Genomic DNA, 15,521 nt, shown 5'->3' with positions numbered 1-15,521 from the left:
GATAGTAAGATGAGAAAAAAGGTTCTAGCTGGTATAGCTTTTATTGTTTGTTTTACACTTTTTAGTCAGAATATTGATGATCTAGAATTTACGCATACAAAAGACTCACTAACATCAGCCTTACTTTCTGAATTTGATTATCTCAATTCTAAAACGTTTAAAATAAAACAGAAACTCGATTCAATAAAAATAGACAAGCAGATTGAGCTCATATCACAGCTTGAAGGCAAATGGGAATTTGTAAAAGTAGTTTGTCAAGATTGTATCATATCTAAAGCAGAAGAACAAACAAAAAAATATATTGAAATCACCAAAAAACACATCATTTTCTATAAAGATGCTATTTCTGAAAAACATATCGTTTCAAAAGAAACCTTAAAATTTAGCGACTTTATAGATTCCTTTTCGGGACTTACAACTTTAGTTTATAAAGACAAACGCGCTTGGAATTATACCATTGATACCACAAAAACGTATATATCTGCAAGTTATATTGGAAATGAAAAAGAAGGCCGTATAGTAACATCTGTTAGTGGTAATTATTCTTATTTTTATAAACGAATAGAATAAATAATTTACAGAAAACCAAAATCAACAGTGATGAAAAAACAAGTTATAGCTATTATAGTTCTGTTAACTTTAAATCTTTCAGCCCAAGAGAAGAAAGACTACTCAAGTAAAGTCACTACTATAGACAGTACAATTACCACTTTATATTCCGTAATTTCTGGTGACAAAGGTGAAGCACGTAATTGGGAGCTATTTAAACACTTATTTAGAAAAGACGCTAAGCTCATTCCTATAGGCAAAAAGGACAAAAAAACGACTGTACGTTACATGTCTCCTGAAGATTATATTAAAACCTCTGGAAAATGGCTTGTAAATAACGGTTTTTATGAACTAGAAATAAAACGTGAAACTCAAGTTTTTGGAGACTTTGCTCATATTTTTAGCACATACGAATCTTACAAGAGCAAAGAAGACGAAAAACCATTAATGCGCGGCATTAACAGTATTCAATTGTTTAATGATGGTAAACGTTGGTGGATTATAAACTTATACTGGAAACAAGAATCTGAAGAAAACCCTATACCTGAAGCTTATTTACCCCAAAATTAATTGAGGCATCATTATTTTAACGCTGCGCAATTAACCTTCTATAACAGCATAACAAAAATTAACAGATCTTTTAAAAATTTTAAATTTCTATACATCATATTTGTAAGGTGAAATTTCAAAGTCAAATAAAACAACTTACCGCTCTCCTATCCGTAACAGGCTTAGTTGTGCTATTAGTTTTTTCACCTTGCAAAGTTCGCAATTCTATTCAAGAGGTTTTTGATGTTACCAAAACAGAGGTTTCAAACAAAAGCAGGTCTGCTTTAAAAAATGGGACTTGTAATGTGTATTCAGACGTTAATTCTGTAATTTCAAAAGCAAATTACAGCTTACAACTTTCGCAAGATTTAGGGATTAACACCTCTCAATTTAACACAACAACTATTGCGCTTTCAGACAGACCAATAGCAAAGTATTATAATGCTAGAGCTGAAATTCCGCCTTTAGCCCCTTACTATATTCTCTTTCAAAATAACAAAGCTTATCTATAATTAATTTTCTTCAGACTTAAATCTAGCAATCTCAGCTAGTAGAAAATTATTAATACAATTATAGATACAAAAAAAATGAATTTACATATTAAAAACGATTCGGGTTTCTTAGCCCTTGCAGTCAGAATGGTCATTGGTTGGACTTATTTTTCTGCTTTTTTTAGACGCACTATTTTAGCCGATAAATTAGATCCTGAACTTGCAGGATATATTGGAGTAAAATTTAATCACTTCCTCCCCAACGCTTTAGGTATAAAACCTATTATTCAATATTTGGTTGAAAATCCAGATATACTATGGTATAACATGGTCGCTTTCACTATTATTGAAGGTATTGTTGGCTTATTTATTATTTTCGGACTATTTACCCGACTTATGAGTATTGGGGTTTTTAGTCTAGCCATGGGAATCCTTTTAGGTTCTGGTTGGATTGGTACCACCTGCCTAGACGAATGGCAAATTGGAGTACTTGGTATTGCAACAGGATTTCTTTTGTTCTTAACAGGAAGTGGTCGATTATCCTTAGATAATTATTTAATGAAGAAAAACTTCGCTTTTACCCAAAAGAAATGGTTTGCTTGGCTAGGATCTGGTTTAATCCCTATTAAAGACCGTGTCTTTTCTAAAGTGGTAATCATAGGCTCATTTTTAATTTTAGGATTAACCTTATATACCAATCAAGTATTTCACGGGGGACTTTGGGGAACCTTACACAACAAATCTGTAAAGCCAAAACTTGAAATTACAGAAGGACAATTAAAAAATGATGAACTTTCCTTTGATATTTTTAGAGTTGAAGGAGTTGATGTTTATGGAGCATGGATTATTAGTATAGAGCTTATAGACCCACAAAACAATGTAGTGATACATTATACACAAAATGAGTTAGCAGCACTTCCTAAACATACAATAGACAATTATTATATAGCGAAAATTAAACCCGGAAAACACAGCTTAATTGTACCATTGGGTGCTAAAGCAAAACTAAAATTTAACGCTTCACAAATTAAAAATTTACCAAAAGGAAACTACACATTAAAAATAACAGACATTAGTGGAGCCAGCTGGAAACATCAAATAATCAAATAGAGGTATCACAATTCAACTCCTAAAGCTGGTCTTTAGGAGTTTCTTTTCCTTGTTAATTTCTAAAGCAAAAACGTCTATCGTTCACAAAAATAGATGTAACTTATTTGGGTTCTGATTTATTCCACCTATTTTTATCAAAACATATTACAAATTTTTTCTTTTATGACGACTTCTCCAAAATTCATTGCAACACTAATCATAGCCTTATCAATTTCAATCGCTAGTTGCGCTCAAGTCGCAAATAAAAAAGCCACACCAGTTTTTAAAGATGGAGAAGCCCAAATTGTAGAAGCTTTTAACAATCCGGAAAAATGGCTTCGTCAAGATTTATGGGTCGAAACAACGTTTGATACCGATGGTAATGGAAAGCCAGACCGTATGCATGTGTCTGTAACACGTCCTGAACAAACGGAAACTGAAGGTTTAAAACTACCAATAGTCTACGTTACAAGTCCATACTTTGCTGGTGTTGCAGCAGATTTACCCGGAGTAATGTGGGACGTTAATATAGAATTAGGGGAAACGGCAAAAGAACGTGTTCATCCCGAAGTTACACGTCGTGGAAAACGCCCAATTATTTCAAATTCACATATCAGAAAATGGGTACCAAGAGGCTATATCGTTGTACATTCCTCTTCTCCTGGAACAGGATTGTCTGATGGTGCACCAACTATTGGCGGAGAAAACGAATCTTTAGCGCCAAAAACAGTCATCGATTGGTTATGTGGCAGAGCAAAAGGGTATACAGAACGCGAAGGCAATGAAGAAGTAAAAGCGTATTGGTCTACAGGTAAAGTAGGCATGACAGGCACTTCTTACAACGGAACACTCCCTCTAGCAGCAGCAACCACTGGAGTTAAAGGCTTAGAAGCTATCATTCCTATTGCTCCAAACACGTCATACTATCATTATTACCGCTCTAATGGTTTGGTACGCTCGCCAGGTGGCTATTTAGGTGAAGATATTGATGTATTATACGATTTTGTACATAGTGGTAAAGAAGAAAATAGACCTTATAATAATGAAACTGTTAGAGATACCGAAATGAAAAATGGTATGGACAGAGCAACAGGTGATTATAATGATTTTTGGGCAGGTAGAGATTATCTCAACCAAATGGATAACATGAAAGCTGCCTTATTAATGTCTCATGGTTTTAACGATTGGAATGTAATGCCAGAACACAGCTACCGAATTTATAAAGCCGCAAAAGAAAAAGGCTTACCAGCTATGATTTACTATCATCAAAACGGACATGGAGGACCACCTCCAACTTCTATGATGAACAAATGGTTTACCAAATACCTTCATGGTATAGATAATGGTATTGAAAAAGTAGAAAACAAAGCTTATATCGTAAGAGAATACGATAATCAACAACAACAACCTACAGCTTATAAAGATTACCCAAATCCAGATGCAAAAGATGTAACCTTATATCCCTCTGTATCTGGCACTATGAGCACAAACCAGAACAAACATTTAGCTTCAGATACTTTTACTGATAATGTGAAATTCAGTGGTGCTGATTTAGCAAAATCAGAGTACAAAGATCATCGCTTGCTATACGTATCACCTATTTTAACTGAGGATCTTCATATCTCTGGAGTCCCTAAAGTAAGTATTACACTATCAAGCAGTTCGAAAGCAGCGAATCTATCGGTTTGGTTAGTATCCTTACCTTGGGATGAAGATGCTAAAAAAATCACTGAAAATATTATAACACGTGGATGGGCAGATCCAAAAAATCATAAGTCAATAACAGATGAAGAAGATTTAGAACCCGGAAAATTTTACACTGTAAATTTCGATTTACAACCCGATGACCAAATCATTAAAGCCGGGCAACAAATTGGTTTTATGATCTTTTCTAGTGATAAAGAATTTACCTTACACCCAAAAGCAGGAACTGAGCTAACTATTAAATTAGACAAAACGTCGTTAACCTTACCAATTGTTGGTGGGTCAGCATCTTATAAGAATGCCACTAATTAATAGCTTTTTTATATTTTAAGATTTTGTTTTAAGCACGTTACACTCTTTTCTTTAGGCTTAATTTTTAGAACTCATTTGCTACGCTTTCTAAACAGAAGCGTAACTTTAGAGTCTTAATTCTTATCTTCCAACATAGGAACAAACCTAAAATCACCAAATTCATGTTTTTCAAATTCCTTTGGTCCTTTTCTAATAAACATAGTCATCACTTGAACATCATCACCAACAGGAATGACCAAGCGACCTCCTATGGCTAATTGACTTAATAATGGATTTGGAACAAACGGAGCACCTGCAGTAACAATAATACCTTGAAACGGAGCTTCGTCTGGCATTCCTTTATAACCATCGCCAAATATGAGACTTTTTGCTCTGTAACCAATTTTTGGTAAAAACTTAGACGTTTTTTTAAACAATTCTTGCTGACGTTCAATACTAAAAACCTTTGCGCCTAGCTCTAAAAGCACAGCGGTTTGGTAACCACTACCTGTTCCAATTTCTAATACTTTATCGCCTGCCTTTACTTGTAATAATTCAGATTGAAAAGCCACCGTATAAGGTTGAGAAATGGTTTGATCTGCAGCAATAGGAAATGCTTTATCTTGATAAGCGTGATCTATAAAACTAGAATCCATAAAAAAATGCCTAGGAATTTTACCTATAGCTTTTAAAACAGCTTTATCTTTTATGCCTTTATTTATTAGAGTTTCAACGAGTTGTTGGCGCATCCCTTGATGCTTAAATGTATCTTTCAAAGCGTAGTTTAGTTTAAGGTAAAAATACTTCAAAACTATTCAAACTTCAAAATGAAAGTTCCTGTTTTTTTCTCCTGATTCAATTCATCTTTGAAATCTAGACACTTATTAATTTCGTAGTATTTTATATTTTCTTTTTTCAATTTCTGAACGAAAACGACTATTTTTGTTAAAAACAGAAAAACATGCTCAAAGTTGGTGTTCTTGGTGCTGGTCACCTTGGTAAAATTCATTTAAGACTACTTAATCAATCCCATAAATATGACCTTGTTGGCTTTTATGATGCAGATGCAGAAAATGCAGAACGTGTAGTTAAAGAGTTTGGCTATACCTACTTCGATTCTATTGACGAATTAATAGATGCCGTAGATGTTGTAGATATTGTAACTCCAACGCTTTCGCATTATGATTGTGCGAAACAAGCCATAAAAAAAGGAAAGCATATTTTTATAGAAAAACCAATCACCAACACTGTTGAAGAAGCCGAAACCATTAGAACTTTGGTTGCTGAACACGGAGTAAAAGGTCAGGTTGGCCATGTAGAACGCTTTAATCCTGCATTTATAGGAGTTAAAAATCAGATTGTAAATCCGATGTTTATAGAATGTCATAGACTGGCGGAATTTAATCCTCGTGGTACAGATGTACCTGTAGTTTTAGATTTAATGATTCATGATATTGACATTATTTTAAGTGTTGTTCAATCTCCTGTTAAACATATTTCTGCAAGTGGAGTTTCAGTAGTTAGTGAAACACCAGATATTGCCAATGCACGTATAGAATTTAAAAACGGTTGTGTTGCTAATTTAACCGCAAGTCGAATTTCTTTAAAGAATATGCGTAAAACCCGTTTCTTTCAAAAAGACGCTTACATTTCTGTAGACTTTCTTGAAAAGAAGTGTGAAGTGGTTAAAATGAAAGATGCACCAGAAAATCCAGGTGATTTTGATATGATACTACAAAATGCAGAAGGCATTAAAAAACAAATCTATTTTGATAATCCAGATATAGCAAACAATAATGCTATTCTAGACGAACTAGAAACATTTGCAGATGCCATAAATAACAATACAAAGCCAATTGTAACTTTACATGATGGTACTGAAGCTTTAAGAGTTGCCAATATGATTATTAATCAGTTCTAGCACTCTTTAAAGCAAAAATCTTATCAAATCAGATAAATATTAGATTAACAGATTCCTGTTTTTACAGGAATAAAAATTAAATTTTTTAATGAAAAACATAGCAGTTATAGGCGCAGGAACTATGGGTAATGGAATTGCCCATACTTTTGCACAATCAGGATTTAACGTTCAACTTATTGATATTAGTGAAGCGTCTTTAAAACGCGGCATGGATACTATTGCCAAAAACTTAGATCGTATGGTCGCTAAAGAAAAAATTAGCGCATCAGATAAAACTGAAACTTTAGGAAAAATTACAACTTTTACAAATACAGAAGAAGGTGTAAAAAATGCCGATTTAGTTGTTGAAGCTGCAACAGAAAATATCGATTTAAAACTAAAAATCTTTAAACAACTTAGTGAGATTTGTAATGAAAATACCATTTTAGCTACAAATACATCTTCAATTTCAATAACGCAAATTGCAGCAGTTACTTCTAGACCTGACAAAGTTATTGGCATGCATTTTATGAACCCTGTACCAATTATGAAATTGGTAGAGATTATTAGAGGCTACAATACAAGTGATGACGTTACTTCTACTATTATGGAACTCTCTAAAACTTTGGGTAAAGTACCAACCGAGGTGAATGATTATCCTGGCTTTGTGGCTAACCGTATTTTAATGCCAATGATAAACGAGTCTATTGAAACGCTTTACAACGGAGTTGCAGGTGTTGAAGAAATAGATACAGTTATGAAATTAGGGATGGCACATCCAATGGGTCCTTTACAATTGGCCGATTTTATTGGTTTAGATGTCTGTTTATCCATTCTTAATGTGATGTACGATGGCTTTAAAAACCCTAAATATGCACCTTGTCCTTTATTAGTTAATATGGTAATGGCAGGAAAATTAGGTGTTAAATCTGGTGAAGGGTTTTACGATTATGCTGAAAGTCGAAAGGCTGAGAAGGTTGCTGGGCAGTTTTTGAAGTAAAAAGTGTAAAGTGTAAAGGCTGAATGAAGTTTGAAGTTTGAAGTATGATTACTCAATTAATACAGTAATTAATGAAAGTACAAGATTTATTGGCTTATAAAAAAGGTTTTAAATTAGCAATGGACATATTTCATCTTTCTAAAAAATTTCCTAAAGAAGAAACGTATTCACTTACGGGTCAAATTAGAAGGTCTTCTCGAAGTGTTTGTGCTAATTTACCTGAAGCCTATCGAAAACGACGCTATCCGAAACACTTTATTAGTAAACTTACAGATTGCGATGCTGAAAATGGAGAAACACAAACTTGGCTAGAATTTGCTTTAGCTTGTGACTATATTTCAAATGAAAGCTACAACAACTTATTGAAAGAATCACAGGACAAAGCAAATTTATTAAACTATATGATACTGAATCCTAAAAATTCGGTTCAAGCGAATCTTAATTTAAAGTGAAATTACCTAAAAAAGAACTCTCACTTTTTACTCAGCACTTTTTACTTAAAACATGCCAAAAATAGTCCCATTCAAAGCCGTAAGACCTACAAGAGCAATTGTTGGTCTTGTTGCTGCGCGCCCTTATCAAAGCTATACAGTTGATGAACGAGAATCTCGAATGTCTTATAACCCATATAGCTTTCTACATATTGTAAATCCTGGTTATAAATACGATCAAGAAGTTACAGGTGAAGAACGTTATAGGTTGGTTAAAAATAGATATTTAGAATTTAAAGAAGAGGGTGTTTTTGTTCAAGATGAAAAGCCATCATTCTATGTTTATAAAATAGTAAATCGGCATGGACAAGAATTTAGTGGCATTATTGCGGCTACTAGCGCAGAAGATTATGAAAATGACATTATAAAAAAGCATGAAGACACAATAGCCAAACGCGAAGAAACGTTTAAAAGTTATCTACAAACGGTTGGCTTTAATGCAGAACCAGTGCTACTCACCTATCCTGACAATGCGGTTATTGCACACATTATAGCAGATACTCAAAACACACTACATGCCGAGTTTGAGTTTACTATGACTTACAGAGACACGCATTATTTATGGAAAATAGATAAAAAAAAGACCATTGCTACCATTCAAAAAGAATTTGAAAAAATGGGCACAATTTATATTGCTGATGGTCACCATAGATCTGCGTCGTCATACTTATTATTTAAAGATGAAAAAGAAAAGAACACCAATCATAAAGACTGTGAGTCTTATAACTTTTTTATGTCGTATTTAATTCCAGAATCGGATTTAGTAATACACGAGTTTAATAGACTTATTAAAGATTTAAACGGTTTAACCAAGGAAGAGTTTTTAATTAAACTAGATACTTTTTATCGTATTGAAAACAGAGGACTAATGCCTTACAAACCATCCAAACCACATCATTTTAGTATGTATTTAGATGGTGAGTTTTACTCCCTTTATTTACGAAAAACAAGCTATGAATTTAAAACATCCTTAGATAAATTAGATGCACAATTGTTATACAAAACCATACTTCAACCAATTTTAGGTATTGATGATTTACGAGATGATAGTCGTATTTCATACGTTAATGGGCAACACGACATGATTACTATAAAAAGCAGTGTAGATAGTGGAAAGTTTAAGGTTGGTTTTGGTATGTGTCCGTCTAATGTAGAACAAATGAAACAAATTGCAGACGATGGTTTAACAATGCCACCTAAAAGCACTTACATTCTTCCGAAGTTGAGAAGTGGAATCACTATTTATGAATATTAAATTATGACTAAAAAATATATATTATTATTACTTTTTATAAGTATTAGCTTCGCCTGCTTTTCTCAAAACCAAGGCTCTGATACCGTTATAAAAAGTGGAGTTGGCTTAGGTAGTGTTATTGCTGTTGTAATCTCATGGGACAGAAATAAATCAATTCTATGGGCAATTTTACACGGAATATTCAGTTGGCTATATGTTATATACTATGCACTAACTAGAGATTAAATAATTATGTCTATACAAGAAAACCTATTAAAAATTAAATCAACCTTACCTGAGCACGTTACACTTGTAGCCGTTTCAAAAACGAAACCAATCAGTGATTTAATGGAAGCCTATAATACTGGACAACGCATTTTTGGAGAAAATAAAATCCAAGAAATGGCAGAAAAGCATGAACAAATGCCAAAAGATATTGAATGGCACATGATAGGACATGTTCAGCGAAATAAGGTAAAATATATGGCTGAATTTGTAAGCCTAATTCATGGTGTAGAAAGCTTCAAATTACTGAATGAAATTAATAAGCAAGCCCAAAAACACGATAGAATAATAGACTGTTTACTTCAAATTAAAATCGCTGAAGAAGACAGCAAATTTGGGATGTCTGCCGAAGATGCTTCAAACCTACTAAAATCCAATGAGTTTTCTGAATTAAAGCATATTAAAGTTGTTGGCTTAATGGGAATGGCCACATTTACTGATGACACAAATCAGATAAAAAAAGAATTTAAAAGCCTAAGTCACACATTTACAAGACTTAAACAACTACACCCTGAACTTAAAACCATTAGTATGGGAATGAGTGGAGACTATAAATTAGCTATTGATTGCGGAAGCACCATGATTCGCGTTGGAAGTAGTATATTTGGTTTTCGAAATTATAATTAACACGTTACCCGAAAAAAGTATAACAAAGCTGTCTTTAGAATTATAAAGACTGCTTAACTCTGTTCGTAAAAACGTAAAATACTTAACGCTATCTACGCAATACTAGACATAGAAACCACAGGTGGAAAGTACAATGAAGAAGGCATCACTGAAATTGCAATTTACCAATTTGATGGTCATAAAGTAACTGACCAATTTATTTCTTTGGTAAATCCCGAACGGGAAATTCAACCTTTTGTAGTTAATCTTACAGGCATAAATTCTAATATGCTTAAAAACGCACCAAAATTTTACGAAGTTGCAAAACGTATTGTTGAAATAACTGAAGATTGTATTATTGTAGCCCACAACTCTTCTTTTGATTACCGAATTCTTAAAACCGAATTTAAACGTTTAGGCTTTCCTTTTAAACGAAAAACACTTTGCACGGTTGAGCTATCTCAACAACTCATTCCTGATATGGAATCCTATAGTTTAGGCAAACTAACACGAGCATTAGGTATTCCTATGAGTGATAGACATAGAGCCAATGGAGATGCAATGGCCACTGTAAAGTTGTTTAAAATGTTATTAAACAAAGATTTAGAAAAAGTTATTATTAGAGATGCTGTTAAAATTGAACAAAAATCTAATATTCCAACCAACCTTACAACAATTATAGAAGGATTGCCTTCAGATACAGGAGTGTACTATATTCATAATACAGAAGGTGAAATTATTTATATTGGAAAAAGTAAAAATATTAGAAAACGAATTATTCAGCATTTTACAGGTAAGAACTCTAAGTCTAAAAAAATTCAAAAATTAGTTAGTACTGTTACCTACGAAAAAACAGGAAGCGAACTCGCGGCTTTATTAAAAGAAAGTGCAGAAATAAAAGCAAATAAACCCATCTTTAATAGAGCTTTAAGAAGAACCATTTTTACCCATGCCCTTTACAGCTTTACAGATAAAAATGGCTATATAAATCTTTTTATTGATAAATCTAACAGAGAAGAAATGCCTATTACAACCTTTAGTACAAGAACAAGTGGTAAACACTTTCTCTTTAAAGCTGTCGAGGAATTTAATCTATGCCAAAAACTCACCGGTTTATACAACACAAAAACAAGTTGTTTTAAATATGAAGTAAAAGAATGTTCTGGAGCATGTATTAATGAAGAGCCTGTTGATGCCTATAACAAAAGGGTAAATTCATTAATAGAAAAGTATAGTTATGCTAATAAAAACATGCTAATTATCGATAAAGGGAGAGCTATAGAAGAAAAAAGCGTGTTTTTAATAGAAAATGGTATATTTAAAGGAATGGGCTTTTTTGATTTAAACCATCAAATAAATAACAGAGCTATTTTGGACTCTCTTATAACTCCAATGGAAAACAACAGAGACACGCAGCATATTATTCAGAGTTATATGAGAAGAAATAAAAGACTTAAAGTCATACCTTTAAATAAACACTCATGAAATTAAAATTCTTAATTGTCGCCATTTCTATTTCTTGTATAGGTTTCTCTCAAGACTATTACTCTGCAATGCAGGTTTTTAAATCAGATTTAAAAAACACCTCTTATGCAAAAGACTCTACTGCAAACGCATTGGTTGTTTATGATTATGGAAACAGTTTTATAAACAAAAAAACATTTTTGCTAACTGTACAGCTAAAACAAAAAATTAAAATATTAAGACCTGAAGGAGTTGAAAGAGGTGAATTTGAAATAAAACTATATAAAAGTAAGAAATCAGAGGAAACAATTAGAAACATAGAAGGCATAACGTATAATCTTAAAAATGATGAAATTGTAAAAACAACACTTACAAAAGAGGCTATTTTTAAAGAAGAAAACGAAAAATTTACACTCGTAAAATTTGTTTTACCTAATGTAAAAGTAGGCAGTGTAATAACGGTAAGTTACGAAACGCGTTCTCCATTTATATCTAAGTTTCAACCTTGGTATTTTCAAGGTACAGATCCTATTTTATATAGCGAGTACAATACAAGTATTCCTGGTAATTATATATACCACACAAAACTCGTAGGCACATTACCATTAGACAAACACGTCATGGGTATAGATAGAAAATGCATTAGTCTAGGTGGTGATATTTTTGCAGATTGCGCCACTTCAAAATATATAATGAAAAACATACCTGCATACAAAACAGAAGCATTTACAACAACTCCTTTAAATTATACTGCAAGAATTGAATACGAATTAAGTGTTGTCAAGGGATTTGATGGTAGTGTTGACAAACGCACTAAAACGTGGAAAGCAGTAGATAAAGAGTTAAAAACAAATTCAGATTTTGGTAAACAAATTAGTAAAAAAAGTATTGTTAAAGATGTATTACCTGAATCTATCTCTTCAATAAAAGACAATTTAACTAAAGCCAATGCCATATATCAATTTGTACTAGAGAATTATAAATGGAACGGCAAATCGCAACGTTATGATGTCTCTATAAAAAATTTACTAAAAGAAAAAGTTGGTAGTGCTTTTGAAATTAATTTATTACTTGAAAATCTATTATCAAATGAAGGGATTAAAACATTTCCTATTTTATTGTCTACAAGAGAAAATGGTTTTGCAACCAAAATTCACCCAGTTCTAACAGACTTTAACTACGTTATTCTAAAATCAACAATAAATGATAAAGATTTCTTATTAGATGCTACTGATCCTTACCTATCATTTGGAGAACTTCCTTTTAAATGCTTAAACCAATATGGACGATTAATTGATTTTGAAAATGGCAGTTATTGGGAACCAATAACTATAAACAATTACTCTTCGCAAACCCATAGAATAGAGTTAACCGCATTTAAAGACGATGTATTTTTAGGTAATTTAAAGAGTGATTTTTCAAATTATCACTCACATCAACCTAAAAAACAATTTAGTGAAAATGAAGTTGTATATTTAGAGAGGAAATCAAATAATTATAAAGACATTTCAATTAGTGAGCATAGTATTATAGATTTTGATAAAACTAAGTCAAATTTTAGTGAGCATATTCAATTTTCTATTGAACCTGAATTTATTGGTAATAAAATATATTTAAATCCATTTATAATAAAATTCTTCGAAGAAAATCCATTTAAGCTACAAGAAAGAACATACCCTATAGATTTTGGCTACAAAGATATCTACACTTTTATTATAAAAATTGAACTTAATGATTCTATAAAAATTGTGGATACTCCTTTACCAATACAGTATGCTTTGCCTCAAAATTTAGGTAGTGTAGTATATAATGTTAACACTAACGATAAAGAGGTATTGGTGTATTTTAAAGTAAAATTCAATGGCAATATATATCCACCTGAATATTACGAACATTTAAAAACATTTATGGACAAGGTTGTTGAAGCTCAAAATAACTCGGTAATAGTATTTGAAAAGATATAATTTAACTTTTCGTACATTTAGAATATGATATCGAATCAAAAACATAATTGGAAAAATAGAATACATGAAGTTATCTATGAAGCTGATACTCCTTCTGGAAAGCTTTTTGATATACTGTTGTTAATATTCATATTGGTTAGTATTGTACTGGTTATGCTAGAAAGTGTCGTTAGCATAGATAAAAAGTACCACGAACTCTTATATATTGGTGAGTGGGTTGTAACCATATTATTTTCTATTGAATATATTTTAAGAATAATTTCAGTAAAAAAACCATTCAAATATATATTTAGTTCATTTGGAATCATCGATTTCTTATCAACCATACCAATGTATTTATCTTTCTTTTTTGTTGGTTCCCAAGCTTTAGTCACCTTAAGGGCATTACGGTTACTAAGGGTCTTTAGAATTTTAAAATTGGCTAGATATCTAGGAGCATCAAATCACCTAAAAGCATCGTTAGTTGCAAGTCGTGTAAAAATTATGGTTTTCTTATTTGCTGTAATGATTACTTCGGTCATTTTTGGAACTATTATGTATTTAGTAGAAGGAGAAGCCAATGGTTTTGACAACATACCAAAAAGTATTTATTGGTGTGTAGTAACATTAACTACTGTTGGATTTGGAGATATCGCCCCACAAACACCTCTAGGACAATTTATTACAACTTTTATCATGATTTTAGGTTACGGTATTATTGCAGTACCTACAGGGATTGTTTCTGCAGAATATGTTAGAAGTGGTCAAAAAGAAGATGCCGAAAATGAAGCATTAAAAACTAATGGAAATAATCCATCTGACAATATTACTATTCACCTCAATTCGCAACATTGCTCAAATTGTCATGCATCAGACCACAAAGATAATTCAGATTATTGCTATAATTGTGGAAATGAACTCAATCCTTTATTGTAGATTAAATAATGCCTAAAATATATCCCAAAATTGTCATTTCCGTTGTTGGTCCAACTGCGATTGGAAAAACAGCATTAAGTATTAAACTTGCCCAACATTTTAAAGCTAAAATTATTTCTGCAGACTCTCGACAATTTTACAAAGAAATGTCTATTGGAACTGCTGTACCTTCCGTAGAAGAACTAAATGCTGCACCACATCATTTTATTCAGCATAAATCTATAGATGAAAATTATAATGTTGGTGATTTTGAACGCGATGCCATTTCTAAAATAAAAGAATTACATAAAGACAACCCTATTGTAATCATGGTTGGAGGTTCTGGATTATATGTAAAAGCTGTAACAAAAGGCTTAGACTATTTTCCTGAAGTTGATTCTAATATTAGAGAAAACCTTAATCTTCAACTAGAAAAAGAGGGTTTAAATACTTTACAAGAACAACTCAACGTTTTAGATCCAGAGGCTTTTAAAACTATAGCAGTAGACAATCCACAACGTGTTATTAGAGCTCTAGAAATTTGTATTGGTACAGGAAAACCATATACCTCTTTTCTTACCAATCCTGAAAAAAATCGAGACTTTAAGACCATTAGTATTGGCTTAAATGCTGAACGTTCTGTTATTTATGATAGAATTAACCAACGTGTAGATCTAATGATTGAAAACGGATTATTAGAAGAAGCAAAAGCTCTATTACCAAAAAAGCATCTTAATGCACTAAATACTGTTGGTTACAAAGAGTTATTTGAATACTTTGAAGGTAATGACTCTCTAGATTTTGCTGTCTCTGAAATTAAAAAGAATACCAGACGTTTTGCCAAACGACAACTCACATGGTTTAGAAAAGATGACGCAATTAAATGGTTTGATTATAAAACTGACGCTAACGCTATTATACAATATATTACATCTAATCACCAAAAGTAATCATTACCATTTAGTTAGTAAGAATGAGTAATTACATAATATCCATCACAAAAAAATCCA

At 32.2% G+C, this 15,521-nt stretch carries 16 protein-coding genes; 15 read left to right on the top strand and 1 reads right to left on the bottom strand.

Annotated features, from left to right (window positions below):
• Positions 1–9 precede the first annotated feature (9 nt).
• The 5 genes from VDP25_RS10600 to VDP25_RS10580 all read left to right on the top strand — a co-directional run bounded on the left by VDP25_RS10600 (position 10) and on the right by VDP25_RS10580 (position 4,694).
• A complete protein-coding gene (locus VDP25_RS10600) occupies positions 10–570 on the top strand; it encodes a hypothetical protein (protein WP_334469559.1) in 561 nt (186 codons plus the stop codon).
• A gap of 30 nt (positions 571–600) precedes the next feature.
• A complete protein-coding gene (locus VDP25_RS10595; RefSeq protein WP_334469557.1) occupies positions 601–1,119 on the top strand; it encodes a hypothetical protein in 519 nt (172 codons plus the stop codon).
• A gap of 107 nt (positions 1,120–1,226) precedes the next feature.
• The gene (locus tag VDP25_RS10590; RefSeq protein ID WP_215924895.1) at positions 1,227–1,610 is read left to right on the top strand and encodes a hypothetical protein; all 384 of its coding nucleotides are present in this window, start codon (positions 1,227–1,229) and stop codon (positions 1,608–1,610) included.
• 75 nt (positions 1,611–1,685) lie between these two features.
• Complete coding sequence (locus VDP25_RS10585) at positions 1,686–2,699, top strand: TQO small subunit DoxD (protein ID WP_334469554.1); 1,014 nt, start codon at positions 1,686–1,688, stop codon at positions 2,697–2,699.
• Positions 2,700–2,861: 162 nt separating this feature from the next.
• Entirely contained in the window at positions 2,862–4,694 is a 1,833-nt protein-coding gene (locus VDP25_RS10580; RefSeq protein WP_334469552.1) for a Xaa-Pro dipeptidyl-peptidase, read from the top strand.
• A gap of 113 nt (positions 4,695–4,807) precedes the next feature.
• Here VDP25_RS10580 and VDP25_RS10575 read toward each other — a convergent pair whose 3' ends face one another.
• Positions 4,808–5,449 carry a protein-L-isoaspartate(D-aspartate) O-methyltransferase gene (locus tag VDP25_RS10575; protein WP_215924899.1) on the bottom strand — a complete coding sequence of 214 codons (642 nt, stop codon included), beginning with the start codon at positions 5,447–5,449 and terminating at the stop codon, positions 4,808–4,810.
• Positions 5,450–5,634: 185 nt separating this feature from the next.
• Between VDP25_RS10575 and VDP25_RS10570 the strand changes: the two genes are divergently transcribed.
• From VDP25_RS10570 to miaA, 10 genes are all read left to right on the top strand, one after another.
• Complete coding sequence (locus VDP25_RS10570; RefSeq protein WP_215924900.1) at positions 5,635–6,594, top strand: Gfo/Idh/MocA family protein; 960 nt, start codon at positions 5,635–5,637, stop codon at positions 6,592–6,594.
• Positions 6,595–6,682: 88 nt separating this feature from the next.
• Entirely contained in the window at positions 6,683–7,573 is an 891-nt protein-coding gene (locus tag VDP25_RS10565) for a 3-hydroxybutyryl-CoA dehydrogenase (RefSeq protein WP_334469548.1), read from the top strand.
• Between the two features lie 71 nt (positions 7,574–7,644).
• Positions 7,645–8,025, top strand: coding sequence for a four helix bundle protein (locus tag VDP25_RS10560; protein WP_334469546.1), 381 nt, complete (start codon positions 7,645–7,647; stop codon positions 8,023–8,025).
• A 52-nt stretch (positions 8,026–8,077) separates the two neighbouring features.
• Complete coding sequence (locus VDP25_RS10555; protein WP_334469544.1) at positions 8,078–9,319, top strand: DUF1015 domain-containing protein; 1,242 nt, start codon at positions 8,078–8,080, stop codon at positions 9,317–9,319.
• A gap of 3 nt (positions 9,320–9,322) precedes the next feature.
• Positions 9,323–9,544: a hypothetical protein gene (locus tag VDP25_RS10550; RefSeq protein WP_334469542.1), complete on the top strand. Its 222-nt coding sequence runs from the start codon at positions 9,323–9,325 to the stop codon at positions 9,542–9,544.
• A gap of 6 nt (positions 9,545–9,550) precedes the next feature.
• Positions 9,551–10,210: a YggS family pyridoxal phosphate-dependent enzyme gene (locus VDP25_RS10545; RefSeq protein ID WP_334469540.1), complete on the top strand. Its 660-nt coding sequence runs from the start codon at positions 9,551–9,553 to the stop codon at positions 10,208–10,210.
• A gap of 90 nt (positions 10,211–10,300) precedes the next feature.
• Positions 10,301–11,674, top strand: coding sequence for an exonuclease domain-containing protein (locus tag VDP25_RS10540; RefSeq protein WP_334469894.1), 1,374 nt, complete (start codon positions 10,301–10,303; stop codon positions 11,672–11,674).
• Positions 11,671–13,617, top strand: a complete 1,947-nt coding sequence (locus tag VDP25_RS10535; RefSeq protein ID WP_334469538.1) for a hypothetical protein — start codon at positions 11,671–11,673, stop codon at positions 13,615–13,617. The genes VDP25_RS10540 and VDP25_RS10535 overlap by 4 nt, the downstream gene beginning before the upstream one ends.
• 24 nt (positions 13,618–13,641) lie before the next feature.
• Positions 13,642–14,532, top strand: a complete 891-nt coding sequence (locus tag VDP25_RS10530) for an ion transporter (RefSeq protein WP_334469536.1) — start codon at positions 13,642–13,644, stop codon at positions 14,530–14,532.
• An 8-nt stretch (positions 14,533–14,540) separates the two neighbouring features.
• Positions 14,541–15,461 carry a tRNA (adenosine(37)-N6)-dimethylallyltransferase MiaA gene (gene miaA, locus VDP25_RS10525; protein WP_334469534.1) on the top strand — a complete coding sequence of 307 codons (921 nt, stop codon included), beginning with the start codon at positions 14,541–14,543 and terminating at the stop codon, positions 15,459–15,461.
• The last annotated feature ends 60 nt before the right edge of the window (positions 15,462–15,521 follow it).

The sequence above is a fragment of the Winogradskyella sp. ECml5-4 genome (assembly GCF_036903175.1).
Taxonomy (GTDB): domain Bacteria; phylum Bacteroidota; class Bacteroidia; order Flavobacteriales; family Flavobacteriaceae; genus Winogradskyella; species Winogradskyella damuponensis.
Note: the sequence above shows the minus strand (reverse complement) of the source record. Positions and strands in the feature narration are given on the sequence as shown.